The sequence below is a fragment of the Fictibacillus arsenicus genome (genome assembly GCF_001642935.1).
In the GTDB taxonomy this organism is placed as follows: domain Bacteria; phylum Bacillota; class Bacilli; order Bacillales; family Fictibacillaceae; genus Fictibacillus; species Fictibacillus arsenicus_B.
The window spans coordinates 2600996-2625083 of the sequence record NZ_CP016761.1 but is presented as its reverse complement, the minus strand read 5'-3'; the positions used below and the strand labels follow the sequence as shown (position 1 = coordinate 2625083).

At 39.3% G+C, this 24088-nt stretch carries 22 protein-coding genes, 1 other RNA gene and 1 other annotated feature; of the genes, 21 read left to right on the top strand and 2 right to left on the bottom strand.

Annotated elements, in window-relative coordinates:
- The 3 genes from aspS to ABE41_RS13595 all read left to right on the top strand — a co-directional run bounded on the left by aspS (window position 1) and on the right by ABE41_RS13595 (window position 2937).
- The gene (gene aspS, locus ABE41_RS13605; protein WP_066291289.1) at window positions 1-1779 is read left to right on the top strand and encodes an aspartate--tRNA ligase; all 1779 of its coding nucleotides are present in this window, start codon (window positions 1-3) and stop codon (window positions 1777-1779) included.
- Between the two features lie 90 nt (window positions 1780-1869).
- A non-coding RNA gene (gene ssrS / locus ABE41_RS13600) (6S RNA) lies at window positions 1870-2050 on the top strand.
- A gap of 119 nt (window positions 2051-2169) precedes the next feature.
- Window positions 2170-2937, top strand: a complete 768-nt coding sequence (locus ABE41_RS13595; protein WP_066291287.1) for a tRNA threonylcarbamoyladenosine dehydratase — start codon at window positions 2170-2172, stop codon at window positions 2935-2937.
- Window positions 2938-3312: 375 nt separating this feature from the next.
- Here ABE41_RS13595 and ABE41_RS13590 read toward each other — a convergent pair whose 3' ends face one another.
- Both ABE41_RS13590 and ABE41_RS13580 read right to left on the bottom strand, forming a co-directional pair.
- A complete protein-coding gene (locus ABE41_RS13590; RefSeq protein WP_066291284.1) occupies window positions 3313-4110 on the bottom strand; it encodes an RsfA family transcriptional regulator in 798 nt (265 codons plus the stop codon).
- A 301-nt stretch (window positions 4111-4411) separates the two neighbouring features.
- Window positions 4412-5746 (bottom strand): AAA family ATPase, encoded by a 1335-nt coding sequence (locus tag ABE41_RS13580; protein ID WP_066291279.1) that lies wholly within the window; start codon window positions 5744-5746, stop codon window positions 4412-4414.
- 156 nt (window positions 5747-5902) lie between these two features.
- Here ABE41_RS13580 and ABE41_RS13575 point away from each other — a divergent pair, with 156 nt between their 5' ends.
- The 18 genes from ABE41_RS13575 to ABE41_RS13485 all read left to right on the top strand — a co-directional run bounded on the left by ABE41_RS13575 (window position 5903) and on the right by ABE41_RS13485 (window position 24043).
- Window positions 5903-6613, top strand: a complete 711-nt coding sequence (locus ABE41_RS13575) for a YczE/YyaS/YitT family protein (protein ID WP_066291276.1) — start codon at window positions 5903-5905, stop codon at window positions 6611-6613.
- On the top strand, window positions 6546-6965 hold the full coding sequence (cymR, locus tag ABE41_RS13570; RefSeq protein WP_066291274.1) for a cysteine metabolism transcriptional regulator CymR: 420 nt from the start codon (window positions 6546-6548) through the stop codon (window positions 6963-6965). Before ABE41_RS13575 ends, cymR begins: the two co-directional genes overlap by 68 nt.
- A 14-nt stretch (window positions 6966-6979) precedes the next feature.
- Window positions 6980-8119, top strand: coding sequence for a cysteine desulfurase family protein (locus ABE41_RS13565; protein WP_066291272.1), 1140 nt, complete (start codon window positions 6980-6982; stop codon window positions 8117-8119).
- A gap of 39 nt (window positions 8120-8158) precedes the next feature.
- Window positions 8159-9286: a tRNA 2-thiouridine(34) synthase MnmA gene (mnmA, locus tag ABE41_RS13560; RefSeq protein ID WP_066291270.1), complete on the top strand. Its 1128-nt coding sequence runs from the start codon at window positions 8159-8161 to the stop codon at window positions 9284-9286.
- Window positions 9287-9481: 195 nt separating this feature from the next.
- Window positions 9482-10141, top strand: a complete 660-nt coding sequence (locus ABE41_RS13555; RefSeq protein ID WP_066291267.1) for a tetratricopeptide repeat protein — start codon at window positions 9482-9484, stop codon at window positions 10139-10141.
- A gap of 13 nt (window positions 10142-10154) precedes the next feature.
- Window positions 10155-12485, top strand: coding sequence for an SF1B family DNA helicase RecD2 (gene recD2 / locus ABE41_RS13550; RefSeq protein ID WP_066291265.1), 2331 nt, complete (start codon window positions 10155-10157; stop codon window positions 12483-12485).
- 150 nt (window positions 12486-12635) lie between these two features.
- Complete coding sequence (locus ABE41_RS13545; protein ID WP_066291264.1) at window positions 12636-12833, top strand: hypothetical protein; 198 nt, start codon at window positions 12636-12638, stop codon at window positions 12831-12833.
- Window positions 12834-12866: 33 nt separating this feature from the next.
- On the top strand, window positions 12867-13046 hold the full coding sequence (locus tag ABE41_RS13540) for a DUF3918 family protein (protein ID WP_066291262.1): 180 nt from the start codon (window positions 12867-12869) through the stop codon (window positions 13044-13046).
- A gap of 53 nt (window positions 13047-13099) precedes the next feature.
- On the top strand, window positions 13100-14185 hold the full coding sequence (locus tag ABE41_RS13535) for an AI-2E family transporter (RefSeq protein WP_066291259.1): 1086 nt from the start codon (window positions 13100-13102) through the stop codon (window positions 14183-14185).
- 26 nt (window positions 14186-14211) lie between these two features.
- Window positions 14212-14425, top strand: a binding site (T-box leader).
- Between the two features lie 282 nt (window positions 14426-14707).
- Window positions 14708-17344: an alanine--tRNA ligase gene (gene alaS, locus ABE41_RS13530; protein ID WP_066291258.1), complete on the top strand. Its 2637-nt coding sequence runs from the start codon at window positions 14708-14710 to the stop codon at window positions 17342-17344.
- A gap of 78 nt (window positions 17345-17422) precedes the next feature.
- The gene (locus ABE41_RS13525) at window positions 17423-17698 is read left to right on the top strand and encodes an IreB family regulatory phosphoprotein (RefSeq protein ID WP_066291257.1); all 276 of its coding nucleotides are present in this window, start codon (window positions 17423-17425) and stop codon (window positions 17696-17698) included.
- The gene (gene ruvX / locus ABE41_RS13520; RefSeq protein ID WP_066291255.1) at window positions 17698-18126 is read left to right on the top strand and encodes a Holliday junction resolvase RuvX; all 429 of its coding nucleotides are present in this window, start codon (window positions 17698-17700) and stop codon (window positions 18124-18126) included. The genes ABE41_RS13525 and ruvX overlap by 1 nt, the downstream gene beginning before the upstream one ends.
- Window positions 18127-18138: 12 nt before the next feature.
- A complete protein-coding gene (locus ABE41_RS13515) occupies window positions 18139-18438 on the top strand; it encodes a DUF1292 domain-containing protein (RefSeq protein ID WP_066291247.1) in 300 nt (99 codons plus the stop codon).
- Window positions 18439-18975: 537 nt separating this feature from the next.
- Window positions 18976-20103 (top strand): endolytic transglycosylase MltG, encoded by a 1128-nt coding sequence (gene mltG, locus ABE41_RS13505; RefSeq protein ID WP_066291243.1) that lies wholly within the window; start codon window positions 18976-18978, stop codon window positions 20101-20103.
- Between the two features lie 153 nt (window positions 20104-20256).
- Entirely contained in the window at window positions 20257-20901 is a 645-nt protein-coding gene (locus ABE41_RS13500) for an O-methyltransferase (RefSeq protein WP_066291242.1), read from the top strand.
- A 28-nt stretch (window positions 20902-20929) separates the two neighbouring features.
- The gene (udk, locus tag ABE41_RS13495) at window positions 20930-21571 is read left to right on the top strand and encodes a uridine kinase (RefSeq protein WP_066291240.1); all 642 of its coding nucleotides are present in this window, start codon (window positions 20930-20932) and stop codon (window positions 21569-21571) included.
- 148 nt (window positions 21572-21719) lie between these two features.
- Entirely contained in the window at window positions 21720-22196 is a 477-nt protein-coding gene (gene greA / locus ABE41_RS13490) for a transcription elongation factor GreA (RefSeq protein ID WP_066291237.1), read from the top strand.
- Between the two features lie 92 nt (window positions 22197-22288).
- Window positions 22289-24043 (top strand): peptidoglycan D,D-transpeptidase FtsI family protein, encoded by a 1755-nt coding sequence (locus ABE41_RS13485; protein WP_066291235.1) that lies wholly within the window; start codon window positions 22289-22291, stop codon window positions 24041-24043.
- Window positions 24044-24088: the final 45 nt, after the last annotated feature.

Sequence of the window (24088 nt, the reverse complement as noted above, 5' to 3'; positions counted from 1 at the left end):
ATGGAATATCGCACACATCAATGCGGAAAAATTACTGAACAATATATTGGTGAAAAAGTAACAATAACTGGCTGGGTTCAGAAAAGACGTGATCTTGGCGGACTGATCTTTATCGACCTCCGTGACCGATCAGGGATCGTGCAAATCGTATTTTCGCCTGAAGTTTCTGCTGAAGCTTTGGAAACAGCTGAAAAGGTAAGAAGTGAATATGTACTTACAGTTACAGGGACAGTTCTTGAAAGAGATCAAAGTACGGTAAACCCTGCGATGAATACAGGTAAGATTGAAATTTCAGGAGAAGAAATTAAAATCTTAAATAGTGCGAAGACGCCTCCTTTTTCTATTAGTGAAGATATTGAAATAAACGAAGATATCCGTTTGAAATACCGTTATTTAGACCTTCGCCGTCCAGTGATGCAGGAAACTTTGAAAATGAGACACGAAGTTACTCGTTTTATCCGAAACTTCCTTGAAACAGAAGAATTCATGGAAATGGAAACACCGATGCTTACGAAAAGCACGCCTGAAGGAGCACGTGACTATCTTGTGCCAAGCCGTGTACATCCTGGAGAATTTTATGCTTTGCCGCAATCACCTCAACTATTTAAACAGCTTTTAATGGTTTCAGGGTTTGAAAAATATTATCAAATCGTACGCTGTTTTAGAGATGAGGATCTGCGTGCAGACCGTCAGCCTGAATTTACTCAAGTCGATATCGAAACATCTTTCATGGGCCAAGAAGCACTTTTGTCTATGATGGAAGAAATGATGACAGGATTAGTTAAAAAAGTGAAAGGTGCGGATATTCCAAAACCTTTCCCAAGAATGACTTACAAAGAAGCGATGGACCGTTATGGTTCAGATAAGCCTGATACTCGTTTTGGACTTGAACTCATCAATGTTTCTGATGTTGTAAAGCAATCTGGTTTTAAAGTATTTGCTGCTGCTGTTGAAAACGGCGGAGAAGTTAAAGCGATCAATGTAAAAGGAAAAGCTGCTGATTATTCCAGAAAGGACATAGATGGTCTTACTGAGTTTACGGCTCGATACGGAGCTAAAGGTCTTGCATGGATGAAAGTGGAAGCTTCCGGGTTGAAAGGTCCAATCTCCAAATTCTTTAACGAAGAAGATGCAGCTAATCTTATTAATGTATTGAATGCTGAAGAAGGAGATCTGCTTCTGTTTGTAGCGGATAAGTCTTCTGTTGTAGCAGATAGTCTTGGAGCTCTTCGTCAAAAATTAGGAAAAGACCTGGGATTAATTGATCAGTTAAAATTCAACTTCTTATGGGTCGTTGACTTCCCGCTTGTTGAGTATGATGAAGATGCAGAGCGCTATGTTGCCTTGCACCATCCTTTTACAATGCCAAAGACTGAAGATCTTCATTTAATGGATTCAAATCCATCAGAAGTTAGAGCACAAGCATATGATCTAGTTCTTAACGGATATGAGCTAGGCGGAGGGTCACAGCGTATTTACGAACGTGATGTACAGGAAAAAATGTTTAAAACATTAGGATTTAGTGAGGAAGGTGCTCGCGAGGAATTTGGTTTCCTTCTTGATGCTTTTGAATATGGTACACCTCCACATGGCGGTATAGCACTTGGATTAGACCGTATGGTGATGCTGCTTGCTGGAAGAACTAACTTAAGAGACACCATTGCTTTCCCTAAAACTGCATCCGCATCATGTCTACTGACAAATGCTCCATCACCTGTTAATGAGAAGCAATTGGATGAGCTTCATTTAGGTTTAAAAGTAAAGCAAGAGTCAAATTAATGAAAATTTAGAAAAATAAGAATTGTTTTTTACAAAGACACATTTTGTCTTGTAAATGATGATTTCCTATGATAGTATTTATTTAAACGATGGGTCCTATGATGACCGTTAACAACCCGAAAGTTTTGAGCCAACATTAAGTATTAGGGAGTTTGTGTTTTCTCACAGCGTCCACGCCCTGAAAGATAGGGGACGGACAAAATGGGGAGCAGGACACCCACCTGCGAGAGCAGGTTCAAAACTAAGGGAAGACGGCATTTTTGGGGCTCATTTTTTGTGCGTCTAAGTTAAACCGAGTAAGCATATTGATTTTGTTTTGAAAAGTGGATATGCTGATAAAGATGCATTTTCTTTATTCATATGCACTTTGAAAGGAGATTTCAAATAGTTATGCTTTATCAATTTTCAAGAAATGAACTTGCTATTGGAAAAGATGGGATAAACGTTCTGAAAAATACCACGGTTGCTGTATTGGGAATCGGAGGAGTGGGTTCCTTTTCAGCAGAAGCACTTGCCCGATCAGGTGTCGGACGTTTAATTCTTATAGATAAAGACGATGTAGACATCACCAATGTCAATCGTCAAATACATGCTCTAGTTACTACAGTAGGACAGCCAAAAGTGGATTTAATGAAGGAAAGGATTGCTTTAATTAATCCAGAGTGTGAAGTTATCGCCCTAAAGATGTTCTATACAGAAGAAACTTATGAACAAATCTTTGAATACGGCTTGGATTTTGTAGTTGATGCATCAGACACTATTTCTTATAAAATTCATTTAATGAAGGAATGTCTTAACCGAAAGATTCCGATCATCTCAAGCATGGGTGTAGCAAATAAGATGGATCCTACAAAACTCCAAATTGCTGATATCTCTAAAACCAGCTATGACCCAATCGCTAAGGTTATTCGCCAGCGTTTAAGGAAAGAAGGAATTACGAGAGGTATTCCAGTTGTATTCTCAGACGAAAAACCGATTCAGATTCGTGAGGAGATCAGGAAGGAAATCGTTCCTGAGAATGCACCAGGAATCCGTAAAGCGAAAATGCCCCCATCATCCAACGCATTTGTTCCATCCGTATCAGGATTGTACATGGCTGGGTATGTAATTAATAAAATTATCGAGAAGAATAACATTAAAGTGGAACGAATCCGATAAAATTAGAAAGCTGACTGTAGAGTACATGTCTGAATGTACTTTAACGGCAGCTTTTTTGTTGAAAAAAAAGGCTATTTTCGTAAACTTTGTTGTTTTTGAAAGATGCTAATTTCCGCTGCAGGACTCGCTTTCCGCAGGGTGTGCGGTGAGCCTATTCGCCGCTTCGCGTCATTGAATGGTCTCACCTGTCCCACTCATCCTGCAGGAGTCTCGCCCTTCCGCTCCAATTAACTATTCAATGTAGAATTTTTTTGGAAAGAGCTTTTTTGAAAGTAGTGATTTCCTTTCTAGGTCAAATTTCAAGGAAGTGGAGATATACACTTAAATAAGTAAAGGCTAAACTCAAACAATCCATCATCTGAGTTTAGCCCTATTTTATTTAGCCATCTTCTCTAAGTTTCCGTTTTTATCCATACGGAAGCTTTGATTTGATTCTTCATCCTGAAACAGAACCATCTTTCGTGCTCGGTCCATAATTTGAATAAGAGCTTGATAATCTTCTTGAACAGTCTGATGTTCTTTCTCAAGGACAGAAAGCTGTTCTTTCATTACTTTGTTCTGCTGAAGCAATTCGTTCATCTGCAAACGAAGCTCCATGTTTTCCTGTACAAGTTTTCCACTCGACATTCCGTTTCTTTTTAAGCCGCTAAGGAAGTCTATTACTTCATCCAACGTTAATTCTTCTTGTTTACTAGGTTGCGGCGCCTGATAAGTAGAATTGGCAGATGCAGCTGGTATATTGTTTACAGTAGGTGAAGCAGGCTGTGCGTCATATACATTTGAAGATGTAGCTGCTCCTCTATCATACGTATAAGGAGTTTTAAAGAATTCCTCAGGATGATAGGTTTCATCATCATGCATCTGCGGTGTTTGTACGGGCTGAATGGCAGGCTTCGTTACAGTTTTGGACTGCGGCGACTGCTGCTGTGACTTAGCTAGAGCACGCTGCCGTTCTTTTCTTTGCTTTTTAGCAATCTTTAAAGCTTGTTCATATTTCTTCCTGACGATTGCATTCCACCTAAAACCAACTGCAGCACCCGTCCGTTCTAATTTATCTCCAACCTCTTCAAAGGCATGAAGCTGTGTACTTCCTTCACGGACATGGCGTAAAACCGTTTCGGCCAAGAGCAAATCGTCTTCTTCTGACCAAGCGTCCTGTCTGATTTTTGACACGTAAATCCTCTCCTTAGCTTTTATAAGGCCTTTCTCTGAAAGATTGTTGCTTTTTTTCATTCTCATCGTTGATAAGTTGATTGGAGTGCAAGGTGCGAGATTCCTGCGGGATCACCGCACGCCCCGCGGAAAGCGAGCATCCTGGAACGGAAATCAACCACTTTCAAGAGCAACAAAGTTTTGCAAAAAGAGCCTTTAAAATATCGTTTAATATTTTCATGTTTACCAAAGAGAGAAAATCCTATACACTTAGGAACAAAAATTTTGCTAGTTTGATAAGACAGTTAAAAGAATGATAGATTTACTCACCTTTTTTCTTACGGTCATTAAAATAATCCAATCTTCTTTTAATATTTTTTTCATAGCCCCGTTCCGTCGGTTCATAAAATGATTTTCCAAGCATGTGCTGCGGTAAAAATTCTTGCGGTACATAGCCATCCTCAAAATTATGAGGATATTTATAGTCAGCACCATGGTTCAATTCTTTGGCACCTTTATAATGAGCATCACGAAGATGAATTGGTACAAGACCAGTTTTTTCTTTTTTTACGGCTTCCAATGCTTTATCAATTCCTAAAATAACTTTGTTGCTTTTTGGAGCGGTTGCTAAATAAAGCGTTGCTTCTGCAAGCGGTATTCTTGCTTCTGGCATTCCTATAAAGTCAGCTGCATAGCTGGCAGCCTGTGCAACCAGTAATGCATTAGGGTCAGCCAGGCCAATATCCTCTGCTGCATGAACCATTAGACGGCGTGCAATAAAACGTGGATCTTCGCCTGCATAAATCATTTTGGCAAGCCAGTATAGGGCAGCATCAGGATCTGAACCGCGAATGCTCTTAATAAATGCAGAGACTGTATCATAATGGTTGTCTCCTTTTTTATCATATTGAAGAACTCTTTGCTGGATAGATTCTTCTGCAATTTCCAGTGTGATGTTGATATCACCATTCTTATCCGGATTTGTCGTAAGCACAGCGAGTTCCACAGCATTAAGTGCAGTCCGGGCATCTCCGTTTGCAATAGAAACGATGTGATTCAATGCTTCTTTTTCCATCTTAACGGGGTGCTTTCCATATCCTCTTTCTTTATCATGCATTGCTTGCTCAATGATTTTCGCGATATGGTCGTCTGTCAATGGTTCAAAACGGAACAGCCTGGATCTCGACAAAAGTGCTGGATTGATTTCAAACATCGGGCTTTCGGTTGTGGCGCCGATTAATATTACTGTTCCATCTTCTACAAAAGGAAGAAGGGCATCTTGTTGATTCTTGTTAAATCGATGGATCTCATCAATAAATAACACTGTTTTTTTATCCTCTAATAAAAGCCGTTCTTTTGCTGCATTCATTACAGCTTTTAAGTCAGCAACTCCAGAAGTTACGGCATTTAATTGTTCGAACCATGCTGATGTGGAATTTGCTATGATTCTGGCCAAAGTAGTCTTTCCCGTTCCAGGCGGACCAAAGAATATCATAGGAGTCAGCTGGTCAGCTTCAATAGCTCTTCTTAAAAGCTTGCCTTTTCCAGCAATATGTTCCTGACCGATAAACTCTTGAATCTTTCGCGGACGCATACGATTGGCAAGGGGGCGTTTTAATGAATGAGAACTTTCATCTTTATAGGAAAACAAGTCCATATATGTTCATCCTTCCGTACACTTGTTCTTAATTGTCATATGACAATACTATACATCAGTCCTTCATGCAAGGCGAAACTATTTCGTGCTATAATAAGCTTTAGATTTATTATTTTAGGTTGCGTTAAGAGCTGCAGGCAGGAAGGATTTTGGAAAATGAAACACCAAAAGCAATCAAGACCGGGCAAATTTTTGTTTGAGTGGTCTGTTTTTTTTGTGGGCTTATTTATAATGGCCTTCGGAATTGCTCTCATGATCAAAGCTGAACTGGGCAGTGCCCCATGGGATGTTCTTCACATTGGTCTGTTTTCACAGTTTGGATTAACGATAGGAACCTGGTCGATTATTATGGGCTTTTTCGTTATTTTAGCAACTGCGATGCTGACAAAGAAGTTTCCTCAAACAGGAGCTTTTTTAAATATGATATTTGTCGGACTGTTTATCGATTTTTATTTATGGCTTCCTTTTTTCCATAACCCAATAACTTTAGCAGGGAAATGGTTTTACCTTATAATCGGAATACTAATCTTAGGATTTGGAATCGGTCTGTATATCTCCTCTAATCGAGGAGCAGGACCACGGGATAGTCTGATGCTGGCTTTAACAGAAAAGTCAGGAATGAAAGTTTCCAGAATTCGTTTATTCATGGAGTTGTTTGTTCTTTTTTTCGGCTGGGTTCTGCATGGGCCTATCTCTTATGGGACTATTCTATTTTGTGTCACTATTGGCGCAATCGTAGGCAAAACATTGCCTTTATGTCAAAAAGCAGTAAAGTTTGTTTTAGAACGGAGTGAACATTATGAAAATATCAACAAAGGGCAGATACGGATTAACCATCATGATGGCATTAGCGAAGAGATCAGGTGAAGGTCCTATCGCTTTAAAACTGATTGCTAAAGAGCACAGTTTATCAGAACATTATCTTGAGCAGCTTATCGCACCATTAAGAAACGCAGGTTTGGTAAAAAGTATAAGAGGTGCATACGGTGGTTATATTTTAGCTAAAGAAGCTTCCACTATAACTGCAGGTGACATAATCCGTGTACTTGAAGGACCAATTTCACCCGTAGAAGTGATGGATGATGAGGAACCAGCAAAGCGCAATCTATGGATAAAGATTCGTGATGCTGTAAAGGATGTGCTTGATTCTACAACATTAGAAGATCTAGCGAACTATGAAGACGAAGGCACACAGGACGCCTACATGTTTTATATATAGGAAGGAATCTGATCATGAAAAACGTTTATTTGGATCACGCTGCAACATCACCTGTTCATCCTGAAGTGATCGAAGAGATGATCCCATATTTAACGGAACATTTTGGAAATCCTTCTAGCATACATCAATTCGGAAGACGTGCACGCAAAGTTCTTGATGATGCTCGTACTACTATAGCCTCTTCTATTAATGCTGCCCGCAATGAAATTATATTTACTAGCGGGGGAACAGAAAGTGATAATCTGGCAATACTGGGCACAGCTTCAGCTTTAATGGAAAAAGGAAAACATGTTATAACGACAAGAGTTGAGCATCATGCCGTTCTCCATACCTTTCATGAGCTAGAAAAGAGAGGCTTTAAAGTTACTTATTTATCAGTCGATAAGAATGGCAGGATCTCCCTTGATGAATTAAAAGCGTCGCTGAGAGAAGAAACGATTCTTGTTTCTATAATGTATTGCAACAATGAAACGGGGACAACACAAGACATTAAAGAGATCGGAAGCTTATTAAAAGAGAAGAATATTATATTTCATACGGACGCTGTTCAGGCATATGGTCTGATACCTATAGATGTTGCAGAACTGAACGTCGATTTATTGAGTGCGTCTGGACATAAGATCAACAGTCCAAAAGGGACAGGCTTTCTATATGTAAAAGAATCGGTACCTTTTCTTCCCCAAGGCTTCGGCGGTGAGCAAGAGCGCAAACGCCGTGCAGGTACAGAGAATGTCGCGGGAATCGCCGCATTGAATAAAGCAGCCGCGTTAGCAATGAAAGAGCGGGATGAACGCTTCGCACAATACATGAATTATCGGGATACGATGAAAAAAATATGGGATGAAGAGAGTATTCAATATTTAGAGAATGGCAGTAACGAATACTTTTTGCCGCATATCTTAAATGTCAGTTTTCCTGGAGTAAAGACTGAAGTGCTCTTAGTTAATCTAGATATAGCTGGTATCGCAGCTTCGAGCGGATCCGCTTGTACAGCTGGATCTCATGAGCCTTCGCACGTATTGGCTGCCATGTTTGGAGAAGATGAACGTACGAAATCATCTGTTCGTTTCAGCTTTGGGTTAGGCAATGAATTGGAAGATATTGAATATGCTGCCCGCGAGACAGCAAAAATAGTGAAACGTTTAGCAAAATAAGTTACAATGTTTGTCATATGAAGAAATGAGGTGGACAGCATGCAAACTGAATCAAACAAAAAGGCACCTCAAGATACACGAGTAGTTATTGGAATGAGTGGCGGTGTGGATTCTTCAGTTGCCGCACTTTTACTAAAAGAGCAAGGCTATGACGTTATCGGAATCTTTATGAAAAACTGGGATGATACCGATGAAAATGGCGTCTGCACAGCAACAGAAGATTACAACGATGTGATAGCGGTCTGCAATCAGATTGGCATTCCATATTACGCTGTGAATTTTGAAAAAGAATACTGGGATAAAGTATTCACGTACTTTTTGGAAGAATATAAAGCAGGAAGAACACCTAATCCTGATGTGATGTGCAACAAGGAGATCAAATTCAAGGCCTTCTTAGACCACGCCATGAACTTAGGTGCAGATTACGTAGCTACAGGCCACTATGCACGTGTGGCTGAAATAGATGGAGAAGTGAAGATGCTTCGCGGGGTGGATGAAAATAAGGACCAAACCTATTTTCTAAACCAACTTTCACAAGAGCAGCTTAAAAGAGTCTTATTCCCGATCGGTGAATTAAAGAAGCCTGAAATTCGTAAGATTGCTGAAGAAGCAGGTCTTGCTACTGCCAAGAAAAAAGATTCCACTGGCATTTGTTTTATTGGTGAAAAAGACTTTAAAGAGTTCTTAAGCCAGTACTTGCCCGCAAAACCTGGCGAGATGCAAACACTGGACGGGGAAGTCAAAGGAAAGCATGACGGTTTAATGTATCATACGATCGGTCAGCGTCATGGTTTAGGAATCGGCGGAAGCGGAGATCCTTGGTTTGTTATCGGGAAGAATTTAAAAGACAACGTGCTGTACGTTGAACAAGGATTCCATAACGACAAGCTTTATTCAGACAGCTTGAAGGCAGTAAAGCCGAGTTTTGTTTCTGATAAACCTGCACCTGCTGAATTCAAATGTACAGCAAAGTTCAGATACCGCCAGCCTGACATGGGTGTTACCGTGCATGTGATGGAGGACGAAACGCTTAACGTTGTCTTTGATGAACCGCAAAGAGCGATCACGCCAGGACAAGCTGTAGTATTTTACGATGGCGATGTTTGTTTAGGCGGAGCAACGATTGATACTGTTTATAAAAACGGCGAAGCTATCACTTATCTATAATAAAATAAGCGAAAAAGCTGGCGAATCGGTTGGAATAACTCCGAACGTCAGCTTTTTTTGCTATAAGAAGATCATCCAGCGGCATTTATGATCGCCATCCGAGATTTATGATTTACTATAATTAAGCCAGAAACTCTGTGCGATTTTCAGCCTGATTTGATATACTTTGGTAGGAATAAAGATGGGGGTATAGAAATGGAGCCTTCAAAAGGACTTGAATACTTAAAAAAAGGAAAATTTGAAGAAGCGGCAAAAAGCCTTGAAGCAATGATTGAAGCCGATCCTCAAAATCCGGTTCATTATATTAATTTTGGAAATCTGCTTTCTGCCGTTCATGAACATGAGAAAGCGATACATTTTTTTGACAAGGCATTATCACTTGATGAGAATGCTGCAGCTGCTCTTTATGGTACAGGCATTGCCTGCTATCATCTCGAACAGTTTACGAAAGCAGCTAAGCTCTTCCAAGAAGCAATTAAAGGTGGTCTTCAAGATGTTGATACGTATTTTATGGCGGGTATGTCGTTCGTATCGCTTGGGGAAAACAAACTAGCATTTCCTTACTTAATGAGAGCAACTGAATTGAACGTTAATGACAATGAGGCACTTTTCCAGTTTGGGCTATGCCAGGGAAGAATTGGCGATGTTAAGTCTGCTTTGAGTACATTCGAAAAAGTAACAGAGCGAGATGAAATGCATGCAGATGCATGGTATAACCTAGGTGTTTCTTTGAGCTTTTTTGACCGTAACGAAGAAGCTCTTGATGCATTTGAAAAAGCTTTAGATATTCAGCCTGATCATTATTTGGCAGGGAATGGCAAAAGGAATGTCGAAAATAAGAATATAAAACATTAAAAGGGGATGCTTTATGGCACAGCAGCCTTCCTTTAACTTAGAGGATGAAACGTCTCAATCATCCCGTTATATAAAAGGGACATTGATTTCCACCGTATATCATCAATCTGAAAGCCTTTATACAGTAGCAAGGGTGAGAATTAAAGAGACAAATGAAAATTATGATGAAAAAGAAGTCATGATAACAGGCATACTTCCTCCGTTAAGGGAGGATGAACTCTACCTGTTTTATGGCAGATTTAAAGACCACCCCAAATATGGGAAGCAGTATGAGGTTGAATATTTTAATAAAGAAATGCCGCAATCCAAGGAAGCGACGATTCAATATTTATCAAGCGACTTGTTTAAAGGAATCGGCAAGAAAACTGCTGAGCATATCGTAGAGGTTATGGGTGACGATGCGATCACGAAGCTCTTAGAATCTCCAGAATACATCAGCCAGATACCAAAGTTAACAGAAGAACAAGCTAAAAATTTGCATGAAGCACTGCTTCAAAACAGAGGATTGGATCAGGTTATGATGGCTGTCCAGCCATATGGAATCGGTCCTCAGCTTGCTTTAAAGATCTTTCAAACATACCAGGATGAAGCAGTCTCTGTTGTTAAAGGCGAACCTTACCGGCTTATTGAAGATATACCGGGTATTGGCTTTTACAGGGCAGATGAAATCGCAAAAGGCAATGGCATGCAAGTAAATCATCCTGAACGGATTCAGGCAGCCTGTCAATTTCTTTTAAGAGATCAAGGTACTGATCTGGGACATTCTTATCTACCAGTTGAGGAACTTCTAGCAGGGGTCAGAAAGCTTTTGGCTGATGGGAAAAATACTGTTGATGAGATGAGTATTTTCAGGGAAATTCAAGACATGGAAGCTGATAAGCGGCTGATATTAAAAGAAAATGTTGTCTATTTGCCTTCTCTTTATTTTGCTGAACGAGGATTTGCTCAAAAAATCAATCATTTATTGCAAAGCCAAAAAACAGATTATGATATCCCAGTTGAGCAAATTGAAAACGAACTTGAAAAATTAGAAAAAAGGCTGAATATCAAATATGCTAACAGTCAAAAGCAAGCCATTAAAAAAGCGTTAACTTCCTCAGTTATGGTGCTCACTGGCGGTCCCGGTACAGGTAAAACCACCGTAATCAAGGGAATCGTAGAACTTTATAGTGAAATACATGGAGTAAGTCTAAACATAGAAGATTATCGCGGAAAAAAGGAACCATTTCCTGTATTGCTTGTTGCGCCAACAGGTCGTGCTGCAAAACGCATGACTGAATCCACAGGTATTCCGGCTCATACTATTCACCGTCTTTTGGGATGGAGAGGCGCAGGACACTTTGAAAAAAATGAAGATGTGCCAATAGAAGGAAAGCTGTTAATTGTAGATGAAATGTCGATGGTTGATATTTGGCTTGCCTACTCACTTTCAAAAGCACTTCCTGAGCATATCCAAATTATTTTTGTGGGAGATGAAGATCAGCTTCCTTCTGTAGGACCAGGTCAAGTGTTAAAGGATCTCCTCGAATCAGAACACATTCCGCAAACACGATTGATTGATATTTACAGACAGTCTGAAGGTTCTTCAATTATTCGTTTAGCACATGAGATGAAAAAGGGGAATCTTCCGCAAGACTTGCTGATTCCTCAAAAAGACAGGCGCTTTTTTTCTTGTTCAGGAGAGCAGGTTTTTCAAGCCATCATTCAAGTTTGTGAAAATGCGATAAAAAAAGGGTATACTTCGAGAGATATTCAAGTGCTTGCCCCTATGTATAAAGGTCCAGTAGGAATCGACCGGTTAAATATGGAACTGCAGCGTTTATTTAATCCAGAAAAGCAAAAACAGCGGCAGCTGCAAGTTGCTAATGTATTTTACCGAAAAGGGGATAAGGTGCTGCAGCTTGTAAATCAGCCTGAAGATAACGTTTTTAACGGGGATATAGGGGAAATCGTTGCAGTTATTTATGCGAGGGAGAATACAGACAAAGAAGATCAGATTGTGATTTGCTTTGATGAAATTGAAGTAACGTATGAAAGAAGTGAATTTCACAATTTCACACACGCTTTTTGCTGTTCCATACATAAATCTCAAGGCAGTGAATATCCGATTGTCATTCTTCCCATTGTGAAAAGCTATTATAGAATGCTTAAACGCAACCTGATTTATACAGCTATTACGAGAAGTAAAGAATATCTTATTTTATGCGGAGAACAAGAGGCATTTTCTTGGGCAGTACAGCGCTCTGACGAATCAGAAAGGTATTCGGGCCTTAAGCTTCGGCTGCAAGAAACCTTACTGGAAAAAGATTTTATGAATGATACGCTCTTTAACGAAACAAACTAGAAATGTTCGGAGGATGACGAAAAAGCATCTTATCGGACATTTCTTTTTTCATATCTATAGGCAGCACGATACTTCAAATCCAATTCTGGCGTATAATTTATTAAGTTTCAGGACACCCTTGTAAAAGTAAATTTAAAGGAGAGAGAGCAAGTGGAATGTCCGAACTGCAGCCGTAAAGATATTGGGAAAATCGGGGTGAACCAGTATTATTGCTGGAACTGTTTTATTGAGCTTTCCATTGAAAAAGGAAGACTGTCCCTTCATCAAGTGGAAGAAGACGGCTCATTAACATCACTTGACGACTTGTTTGAAGATCATGACCTGACTTATAGGGAAAGTACTTCGTAAGTTTTTATTACTCTGATGTCGAGGTGATAAAGCATGAATAGGACGATGAGTTCTCTTTTCGCACTTGGTATTGGAGCGGCAACATATGCGATGAGAAACAGAAGGATGTCAAGAATGTCCAGGATGAACATGAATTTTTCGGATATCGGTGACCTTTGGACTTCGAGACGTGCAAAGAAAATCCGAAAAAGAATCGCAAAAGCCATTTATTAAATGTATTCCCCGTCTATTTAAGACGGGGTTTTTTAAAAAAAGGGTGAGGAAGTATGACAAAGGAAAATCGAATGAAGTGGATTTATCGGCTGGCCCTTCTTTTATTGCTGTTTTTATGCTTATTCCTTCTTATGAAGTTAAATCCTTTGTACCACCCATTTTTAAAGGCGCTGCAAGGTGTATTTTTGCCTTTCTTTCTCGCCGCTCTAATTACATATCTGCTTCATCCGTTAGTAGAGTATGTGCATGAGAAAGGTGTTCCGCGATTTGTTGCAATTTTAACGATATACCTATTGTTCTTTGGAGGGTTAGGCTATACCATCGTTAAAGGTTTTCCTTATTTTGTAGTTCAATTAAAACAGCTGTTAGAAAATGTGCCAGCTCTTGCAAAAGATTACAAAGAGCTTTTATCCAGAGTCGATAAAGGAACTTCAGCCCTCCCTTATTCGGTTCATTCAAAAATTGAACAATATATTGTCAAAATGGAAATAAGCGCACAGAACATTCTAACGAATGCAATTTTTTCTTTAAGAAAAATTGTTGATTATTTCTTTGTAATTATCGTAGTTCCTTTTTTAGTTTTTTATTTTCTGAACGATTTTGAAAAAATAAAAAAAGCTGTGTGGTATATTACACCACGCAGATTCCGCCATGAAGGTAAGCATCTTATAGAAGATGTAGATAAATCACTGGGAGGCTATATTAGAGGACAGCTGTTTGTAGGAGCTATTCTAGGTGCTGCAGCGATGATTGCCCTTTGGATTGTCGGTATGCCTTATCCGATTCTATTAGGAATTGTGATTGCGGTTACTGATATCATTCCTTATTTTGGTCCGATTTTAGGGGCTATTCCTGTCATTCTTATTGCTTTGACGATCTCTTGGAAGATGGTATGGATAACAGTAGGAATAATGCTTGTATTGCAGTTTATTGAAGGGAATATTCTTGGACCATTTATTGTGGGTAGAAACGTCCATATCCATCCTGTTTTTATCATCTTTTCGCTCCTTTTAGGCAGTGAACTCGCGGGAGTGCCGGGAATGATCTTAGCTGTTCCGGTATTTAGCGTAATCAAAGTTATTGTTATTCATATTCGGGAACACCGATTAAGACAACATCCGATTGACAAGTCAGAATAAATAAACGTATACTAACGCTAGAAGAACAAAAATCGTTGAAAGAGATAAGTACGTTTAGTCCTTTCTAAAGAGAGAAACATCCACCGGCTGAAAGGTGTTTCAGAAAGAAGGAAACGGAAAGCTACTCTGGAGTGCAGAAGGAAAATCTGCCGTTAAGCCGCGTTAAGGCTGTAATCAAGGTGACATGTTTTTACATGTAACCAGGGTGGTACCGCGTGAATTCAAACTCTCGTCCCTGTTTTTTGGGATGGGAGTTTTTTATTTTATCTAAAGATTATTTATTAAAACATTTGTAGTTAATAGGAGCAGTTGATTTCCGCTCCAGGATGCTCGCTTTCCGCGGGGCGTGCGGTGAGCCCCCTAGGCTTATCAAGCCTGTCGTGGTCTCACCTGTCCCGCTAATCCCGCTGGAGTCTCGCACCTTGCGCTCCAATCAACTAGTCAATGAAGCGTACTCCACAAAAATGTTTAAAGTATTAATCTTTAACGATTATCTAATTAAGTAAAAAGGAGAATGAAACAATGAAAACTTTGACTTCAGCTCAAGTTAGACAAATGTTCCTCGATTTTTTCCAAGAGAAAGGCCATCGTGTAGAGCCAAGTGCTTCTCTTGTTCCGCACGAAGACCCAACTTTGCTTTGGATCAACAGTGGGGTAGCTACGCTCAAAAAGTATTTTGACGGCCGTGTGATTCCAGAGAATCCGCGTATTACGAATGCACAAAAATCTATCCGTACAAATGATATTGAGAACGTTGGGATTACAGCAAGACACCATACTTTCTTTGAAATGCTAGGCAATTTCTCGATCGGTGACTATTTTAAAGTGGAAGCAATTCTCTGGGCTTGGGAGTTTTTAACGAGTGAAGAATGGATCGGATTTGATCCAGAAAAACTTTCTGTTACGATCCACCCTGAAGATGATGAAGCTTTTGATATTTGGACAAAACAAGTAGGATTGCCTGAAGAACGAATCATTCGTTTAGAGGGGAACTTCTGGGATATCGGAGAAGGCCCAAGCGGACCTAACACTGAGATCTTTTATGATCGCGGTGAGTCTTATGGAAATGACACTTCAGACCCTGAATTATATCCTGGCGGTGAGAATGAAAGATATCTTGAAGTATGGAATCTAGTGTTTTCTCAGTTCAACCATAATCCAGACGGCACATATACACCACTGCCTAAGAAAAATATCGATACAGGCATGGGGCTTGAAAGAATGGTATCTGTTATTCAAGATACGAAGACAAACTTTGAGACTGACCTTTTCCTGCCAATCATTAAGGAAACGGAGAAGCTTTCAAATACGTCTTATGGGCACAGTGCAGAAAGTGATACAGCTTTCAAAGTTATCGCAGACCATATTCGTACTGTAAGCTTTGCGATTGGTGATAACGCACTGCCTTCTAATGAGGGAAGAGGCTACATCTTAAGACGGTTGATTAGAAGAGCGATCCGTTTTGCTAAAAAGATCAATATCAATAAGCCTTTCATGTATGAATTAGTGCCTACTGTTGCTGATATCATGGTTGATTTCTATCCAGAAGTGAAAGAAAAAGTACCTTTTATCCAAAAAGTTGTAAAGACAGAAGAAGAAAGATTCCATGAAACGATTAACGAAGGATTAGCTATCCTGGAAGATGTGATCACTAAAGAAAAATCAGTAAACAATAAAATTATTTCCGGTAAAGACGCATTTAAACTGTATGATACATTCGGTTTCCCATTTGAATTAACACAAGAGTATGCAGCAGAAAATGGAATGGAAGTTGACCTGGAAGGCTTTGAATCCGAAATGAAAGCTCAGCGTGAACGTGCACGTGCTGCTAGACAAGAAGTTGACAGCATGCAGGTACAAGGCGGCGTTCTTTCAGACATTACTGTAAAAAGTGAGTTTTCAGGTTATGACAGCTTGAGCGGGGAAGCAAGAATTCTTGAAGTTCTGCAAAACGGAGAGCGTGTTTCCATGGTATCAGTAGGGGATGAGGCTCAGGTTATTCTTGATGAAACGCCATTTTATGCTGAAAGCGGAGGTCAGATTGCTGACCAGGGAACAATTACAGGAAACAACCTTCAGTTACAAGTAAAAGATGTGCAAAAAGCTCCAAATGGACAAAATTTGCATACAGTAATTGTCGAAAAAGGTGTTTTGGAAAATAACATGCAAGTCTCTGTACAAGTTGACAGAGAAACACGCGCAAAAGTAGTAAAAAATCATACAGCAACACATTTGCTTCATCAGGCTTTAAAAGATGTTCTAGGCACACACGTTAATCAGGCGGGCTCACTTGTTCAGGAAGACCGACTGCGATTTGACTTTACGCATTTTGGAAGCATCTCTTCAGAAGAACTTGAGAAGATTGAAGAGATCGTAAACGAAAAAGTATGGGAAAATATTCCGGTTGAAAAAATGGTGAAAAATATTGCTGAGGCAAAAGCTATGGGAGCTATGGCTCTTTTCGGTGAAAAATATGGTGAAACAGTCCGTGTAGTAAAAGTTGGAGATTACAGCCTGGAATTATGCGGAGGATGTCATGTGAACAATACGGCTGAGATCGGATTGTTTAAAATTGTATCAGAATCAGGAATTGGTGCTGGTACAAGACGTATTGAAGCTGTTACTGGTGAAGCAGCTTACCGGTTAATGAATGGTCAAGTTCAGCTGTTAAAAGATACTGCAGCAAAATTAAAAACTAATCTTAAGGATGTTCCTCAGCGTATTGATGCACTGAACGATCAAATTCGTGAACTGCAAAAAGAAAAGGAATCATTAGCTTCAAAACTTGGGAACCTGGAAGCAGGAAGTCTTGTTGACGAAGTACAAACGATTAATGGAGTATCTGTTATCGCTAAAAAAGTAAATGCTTCTGATATGAACGGGCTGCGTTCAATCGTAGACGACTTAAAGAACAAGCTTCAGAGCGGGATTGTTATTTTAGGTGCTGAAAGCCAAGGGAAAGTAAATATTGTAGCAGGTGTTACAAAGGATTTAGTGTCAAAAGGATACCATGCGGGCAACCTTGTTAAAGAAGTTGCGGTTCGCTGCGGCGGAGGCGGCGGAGGCCGTCCAGACATGGCTCAGGCAGGCGGAAAAGACCCTGAAAAGTTAGAAGAAGGCATAGATTCTGCAGTTGAATTGATTAAAACGGTTTCCTAAGAGTTCCTCTATCATGTACAATAGAGAAAATAACTAATTTGTCCCTTAAGGGAGATCTTCAGAAAGAGGTGTTCGCAAGTGAGTTCTATGGACAAAACGATGAAGTTTAATTTCAACGAGGATGATGCTTATAAGACGAATGTTGAAACTGTCCTGTTTTCTGTTTATGACGCCCTGCAGGATAAAGGCTACAATCCGATCAACCAGATTGTTGGTTATTTGCTCTCAGGTGACCCGGCATATATTCCGCGCCATAATGATGCGAGAAGTATGATTCGTAAACTTGAGCGGGACGAGCTTATCGAAGAGCTCGTAAAATCGTACCTTTTAAATCAAAAAGAAGGAAGCCGTTAATGACAAGAATACTTGGATTGGACGTCGGGACAAAAACGATTGGTGTTGCCGTATCTGATTTACTTGGCTGGACAGCACAAGGCGTTGAAACAATTAGACGGCGTCCTAACCATCCTGAAGAAGATTTTAACAGAATTAAAGAGCTGATTTCTCAATATGAAATCGGCGAGGTTGTTGTCGGCTTGCCTAAAAATATGAACGGGTCGATCGGTCCGAGCGGTGAGGCTTGTCAAAACTTTGCAAAAGAACTTGAAAGTCTTACTGGCCTTTCGGTTATCCTATGGGATGAGAGGCTGACGACAACGGCAGCTGAACGTACACTTATATCCGCAGATGTAAGCAGAAAAAAACGCAAGCAGGTTATTGATAAACTTGCTGCTGTCATCATTCTGCAAGGATATATGGACAGCCAAAAAAATAAAAATTGAGGTGAGCCTATTATGGCAAAAGAAGAACGCGAGCGCATTATTATTCCAGATGAGAACGGTGACGAAAATCTATTTGAAGTTTTATTCAAATTCGATGTTGATCAAACTGGGAAATCATACATGGTAACAATACCTGTAGCGGATTCAGAAGATGACGATACGGATGAAGTAGAAGTATTCCCTTTCCGCTATGAAGAAAAGGGAGAAGCAGATGATGATCTTGCTTTGTTCCCTCTTGAAACAGATGAAGAGTGGGATATGATCGAGGAAATGTTAAATACATTCCAAGATGACGAGTACGAAACAGAATAATCTTAATGGGGCTGCCTTACTTTTGGCAGCCTCTTTTTTTAAAAACGCGCTTTTCTAAAAGATTGTTGTTTTTAAGTAATTTTGTTCATTTCTTTCACTGACAAGTTGATTGGAGTGGAAGGTGCGAGACTCCTGCGGGACGAGCGGTCAGGTGAGACCACTCAAAGGCGCAAAGCGGCGAGGGGGCTCACCGCACGCCCCGCGGAAAGCGAAGCAACCTGGAATGGAAATCAACTACTTTCAAGAATATCCTCTAATGTCGAACCATGTCTGTAAATGCAAACTTGTGGATAAAAGGGCAAAACTTTTTGATTACGGTACAAATCTTGTGGAATCAACCCTGTATTTTGTGGATTCACGACTAAAACTTTTGGATTGGTTTCTCGCAGCACTGCCAAAAACTGTTTCAATATGGTTAAAACTGTTAAAAATGTAAGGATGACTCTTGAGGGAGTCATCCTATTTTTGTTATTACTGCTAATCTCGACAATTTCTGCTAGCAAAAGTATAATTAAACAGATGGAAGGGGGAAAAGGGATGATACAACTCCAGTCGTCTGGGAATTACATACAAAATAAGAAAAAGAAACGCACAAAATCCATCATATTAACGATAATTGCTTTATTTTTAGCGGTAATTGTTCTTGCTGCTGGCACACTATATTTTTATTTCAATAAAAATATCGGAGCTTTTGATTCAGCAAATCAAGAAAATTTTACTGTTGAGATCCCGATCGGCTCTTCAACAGCGAATATCGGAAAAGAGCTTGAAGATAAAGGAATCATTAACAGCGGTCAATTCTTTAAACTTTATACGCGTGTAAAGGGAGAAGGGGATTTTCAAGCAGGAGTTTATCAATTGTCTCCATCCATGAATCTTACTGAAATAATCGCTGCTCTTAAAGAGGGGAAACTATTTAAAAAACCAGAACTGACTTTAACAATTCCAGAAGGGTTCAATGTTCCTCAAATTGCCGGAGAGATCAGTGCGAGTACTGGCTATGAAAAAGAAGAAATATTAAAAGTAATGACCGATAAGGCATTTCTAAAAGAACTTCAGAACAAATATAAGAATATACCGGATGATATTTACAAAGAAGGTCTTTATTATCCGCTGGAAGGATTTCTTTTCCCGGCAACATATGAATTTGATAAAAAGAAGCCTGAGCTGAAAGAGATTGTGGATAAAATGGTAGAGCAGTCCTCGACTGTTATTGCCAAATATGAGAATGACATAAAAAAGAGCGGATATTCAATGTTCGAGATGATCACCTTAGCCTCACTAATTGAAGAAGAGTCTCAGCGTGAAGAGGATCGGAAAAAAATCTCTGGCGTTTTTTATAATAGACTTGAAAAGGACATGAAATTGGATTCAGATCCAACGGTCAAATATGCTAGAAAAGATTTTGATGTACAAGTATTATATGAGCATTTAGAAGTTGATTCTCCTTATAATACGTATCGCTACAAAGGAATTCCAATCGGTCCCATCACATCTCCAGGGGAAAAATCGATTGAAGCAGCACTAAAACCGGTAAAAATGGACGAATTATTCTTTTATGCAAGACCGAACGGAGAAGTTATATATACAAAAACATTGCAAGAACACAATGCCGTATACAGAAAATACAGAGATGAATGGAAGGTATGGCAAGAGCAGCAATGATATTTTCTGAGGATACTAAATTACAGTATCCTTTTTTTATTACTGTTATAAACGATTAAGAAACATTCATAATAGATTGAAATATACAGACTCTCGCCTTCATAAAAAGATTATGTTACAATATACCGGTTAGTGTGAAGGAGGCGTGTTACTTTGGTCTCAAATGAAGTAAACGAATACATCGAAAATTTAATCCCTGCACGCTCTGAACATATTTTGAAAATGGAGCAGTATGCTAGGCAGCATGATGTACCAATCATGGAATTATCGGGTATGGAGACCCTTTTGACTTATGTCAGATTAAAAAGTCCTAAACGTATTTTAGAAGTTGGTACAGCCATCGGGTACTCTGCGATAAGAATGGCTCTCGCGAATGAGACAACCGAAATTGTAAGTATTGAAAGAGATGAAGAACGGTACAATATAGCAAAAGAAAATGTTAAAGTACTAAACCTCAACGATAGAATTACATTATTGCTCGGGGATGCGAATGAATTACAGAGTCAAGTAGAACAATATGCCCCATACGACTTTATTTTTATTGATGCAGCTAAAGGACAATATCAAAACTTTTTTGATCATTATTCCGCAATGCTGTCACAAGACGGCATGATCATTACTGATAACGTTCTCTTTAGAGGGTATGTCGCGGATGAAAGCGGCTTAGAGAGCAGAAGGCTGCGTTCTCTTGTTAAAAAAATTAGAAATTTTAATGAATATATCATACAGCATCCAGATTATTATTCTTCAATCCTGCCGGTGGGAGATGGTATGATGGTGAGCATTCGAAAAACCTAAAGGTAAGCAGTTTGGAGGAGTAATAAAAATGGCACAAAAACCTATCGTAATTGGGGTTGCAGGTGGTTCCGGTTCAGGTAAAACAACGGTAGCTAAAGAAATTTACAGGCAGTTTGCAAATCAGTCGATTCTTATTATTGAGCAAGACGCTTATTATAAAGATCAATCTGAAAAATCCATGGAAGAGCGATTAAAAACAAATTATGATCACCCTCTTGCTTTTGATAATGATCTGTTAATCCAGCATATCAAGTCACTTCAAGCTTATGAATCCGTTGAAAAACCAGTGTACGACTATACAGCGCATACAAGAAGTGATAAAATTATCCCAGTTGATGCTAAAGATGTCATTATATTGGAAGGTATTCTTATACTTGAAGATGAACGTTTACGTGATTTAATGGATATTAAGTTATTTGTCGACACAGATGCTGATGTACGAATCATAAGAAGAATGGTTCGTGATATACGTGACCGCGGCAGAACTTTAGAATCAGTAATCGATCAATATACTTCAGTAGTGCGTCCTATGCATAATCAGTTTATAGAACCTACAAAAAGGTACGCGGATATTATTATTCCAGAAGGCGGTCAAAACCGCGTTGCAATTGATTTAATGGTTACAAAAATTAAGACCATTTTAGAAGACAAAGCATTATTGAAAAAATGAGGAACTTTCCTCATTTTTTCGGTATACTTGGACAATCTTTGCTTTAAAACAGCATGGCATTCAACTATTGTCCTATTTTTTATACATACCCTGCCGGAATTATCATATAACGTAACAAGGGTACTGATTATTGAAGGAGTGAATAAACATGGCAGACGAGAAAAAACACTATATGACCCTAGAGGGTAAGCAAAAGTTAGAAAACGAGTTAGAATTTTTAAAAACAGAACGCAGAAAAGAAGTAGTTGAAAGAATTAAAGTAGCACGAAGCTTTGGAGATCTATCTGAGAACTCTGAGTATGATGCTGCAAAGGACGAGCAGGCGTTTGTTGAGGCGCGTATCGTTCAATTAGAAAAGATGATTCGTGATTCAGTAATTATTGAAGACAATAAAGATCAATCTGATAACGTTTCCATCGGGAAAACAGTTAAATTTCAAGAGCTCCCTGATGGTGATGAAGAAACATATGTAATCGTTGGAAGTGCTGAAGCAGATCCATTCGAAGGGAAAATCTCCAATGATTCTCCAATGGCTAAAAGTTTATTAGGCAAGAAACCAGGAGACAAGGTTTCTGTTCAAACACCAGGCGGAGAAATCAGCGTAGTAATTTTAGAAGTTAAATAAGTACAACAGAAAGAAGGCTTGCTGCGGCAAGTCTTCTTTTTTGTTTAAGAAGACTGAGATGAGGCGAAAATGTGGTTAGGGTGGTGACCGCATTGTTATCTCGAAAAAGAACAATAGCTGCAGGTGTTAGCATTTTATTGCTTATTCTCTGTCTGATGTACCGCTTAGCAGATATACAGCTGATTTCGACAAAATCTTTCTCGAAAAATAACGTTAATTTAATACAAGAGAGTGTAAACCAGCGAACTCACCGTTTTACAATTAATGATGGAAGAGGTTATTTTCTGGACCGCAATGGTGAACTTCTGTCTACAGATGTAAAACCTCAAATAGTTGTGTTCCCTAACCTCTATAAAAAGGATTGGCCGATAGTCACCATTTCAGAAATTCTTCAGCTGCCACCACAAAAAATAGAAGAAATGATCTATCAGCTGAAAAAACCTTCAGCACTTTTATTGCCAGCAGAGCTAACTCTGCAGCAGATGAATCGAATCAATGAACTGGAAATCCCGGGTCTGTATGCACAGCTTGTAACAAGAAGAAAGCCCCTTCCATTTGCAAATCATATTATCGGAGCAGTTGGAGAAGACCCAGATCTAATAAAGCAAAAATATAAAGATAAACTCGATAAGGGAACAGTAAGCATCGCTACTAAAACGGGGAAAAACGGAATGCAATACACGTTTGATCCTTTTTTAATATCTGAAGGAGAAACTCAGTTTATCTATCATGTGGACCGGCAAGGGAATCCCTTATTTGGGCTCGATGTAAAATATCGTACTCAGACGAATCCGCTATATCCTTTGCATGTTAAGACTACTATTGATAAAAAAATGCAGGAAGCTGTTGAGAGATACTTAAGTATTCATCAGGTGGAAGCGGGCGGAGCTGTCTTGATTGACGTAGAAACAAATGAACTGCTGGCTATGGCAAGCAGGCCTGTATTTAATAGTAAGACGATCTATAAACATGAAAACAAGATGACCACCCATCAAATTCCGGGTTCGATTTTCAAAATCGTTACTGCTGCTGCTGCAATAGAAGAAAACAAAGTTCAGAATGATAAACGATACGACTGTAATGTAAATATTTATGGCAAGCAAGATGAAAGACAATTAGGCATGCTTAATTTCGAGGAAAGTTTCTCTCGAAGCTGCAATAAAACGTTTGGAGACCTCGCAAACGAACTAGTGGCTGAAAATAATAACATTATAGAGGAATATGCTGAAAAGCTAGGTCTTCTAGAGTTTAACGGCTGGAGAGGACAAGTTTATCATTTTGATAACTTTTCACATTTCTATCAAGAAGAACAAGGACAAATAAGAAATCCTAACAAAAAGATGCAGGATTATCAATCACCGCTCGCCATTTCGCAGACTGCAATCGGTCAGCTTGATGTAAGGATCACTCCTCTGGCCGCAGCCAATATGATGGCAACAATTGCGAGGGGCGGTACCTGGTCAGAAGTAAAAGCTGCTAAATCAGTGAATTTTGCAAATGGAACAGAATTAGTAGAATTTAAAGATCATAACGGCAAGAAAGAATCGTTATCTCCCTATACGATGATGAGACTTCAATCCTTGCTGGTGAACGTAGTAAAAGATGAAAATGGGACAGGGCATGCTTTGCAATCACTTCCTTTTCAGGTAGCCGGCAAGACAGGTACAGCTCAAAAGGGAGAAGAAGCGAATGTTTATATTAAATGGTTTGCAGGTTATTTTCCCGCAGACAACCCCAAATTCGCTTTAGTAGTAGTTGATATGAAACACGATACAGTAAACAGGACAACCTCTGTTTATGCCGATATTGCAAAAGTAGTAATGGAGATTTCAGACAGAGAAGAGTAATAATGAAATAGTAAGAAGGAAAATGTGTCCTCGAACACTATGCTC

Excerpts from the sequence above, each read along its gene's own strand:
- aspS (WP_066291289.1), top strand. The coding sequence starts at position 1 with ATGGAATATCGCACACATCAATGCGGAAAAATTACTGAACAATATATT.
- ABE41_RS13595 (WP_066291287.1), top strand. The coding sequence starts at position 2,170 with ATGCTTTATCAATTTTCAAGAAATGAACTTGCTATTGGAAAAGATGGG.
- ABE41_RS13580 (WP_066291279.1), bottom strand. The coding sequence starts at position 5,746 with ATGGACTTGTTTTCCTATAAAGATGAAAGTTCTCATTCATTAAAACGC.
- ABE41_RS13575 (WP_066291276.1), top strand. The coding sequence starts at position 5,903 with ATGAAACACCAAAAGCAATCAAGACCGGGCAAATTTTTGTTTGAGTGG.
- cymR (WP_066291274.1), top strand. The coding sequence starts at position 6,546 with ATGAAAATATCAACAAAGGGCAGATACGGATTAACCATCATGATGGCA.
- ABE41_RS13565 (WP_066291272.1), top strand. The coding sequence starts at position 6,980 with ATGAAAAACGTTTATTTGGATCACGCTGCAACATCACCTGTTCATCCT.
- mnmA (WP_066291270.1), top strand. The coding sequence starts at position 8,159 with ATGCAAACTGAATCAAACAAAAAGGCACCTCAAGATACACGAGTAGTT.
- ABE41_RS13555 (WP_066291267.1), top strand. The coding sequence starts at position 9,482 with ATGGAGCCTTCAAAAGGACTTGAATACTTAAAAAAAGGAAAATTTGAA.
- recD2 (WP_066291265.1), top strand. The coding sequence starts at position 10,155 with ATGGCACAGCAGCCTTCCTTTAACTTAGAGGATGAAACGTCTCAATCA.
- ABE41_RS13540 (WP_066291262.1), top strand. The coding sequence starts at position 12,867 with ATGAATAGGACGATGAGTTCTCTTTTCGCACTTGGTATTGGAGCGGCA.
- ABE41_RS13535 (WP_066291259.1), top strand. The coding sequence starts at position 13,100 with ATGACAAAGGAAAATCGAATGAAGTGGATTTATCGGCTGGCCCTTCTT.
- alaS (WP_066291258.1), top strand. The coding sequence starts at position 14,708 with ATGAAAACTTTGACTTCAGCTCAAGTTAGACAAATGTTCCTCGATTTT.
- ruvX (WP_066291255.1), top strand. The coding sequence starts at position 17,698 with ATGACAAGAATACTTGGATTGGACGTCGGGACAAAAACGATTGGTGTT.
- ABE41_RS13515 (WP_066291247.1), top strand. The coding sequence starts at position 18,139 with ATGGCAAAAGAAGAACGCGAGCGCATTATTATTCCAGATGAGAACGGT.
- mltG (WP_066291243.1), top strand. The coding sequence starts at position 18,976 with ATGATACAACTCCAGTCGTCTGGGAATTACATACAAAATAAGAAAAAG.
- udk (WP_066291240.1), top strand. The coding sequence starts at position 20,930 with ATGGCACAAAAACCTATCGTAATTGGGGTTGCAGGTGGTTCCGGTTCA.
- greA (WP_066291237.1), top strand. The coding sequence starts at position 21,720 with ATGGCAGACGAGAAAAAACACTATATGACCCTAGAGGGTAAGCAAAAG.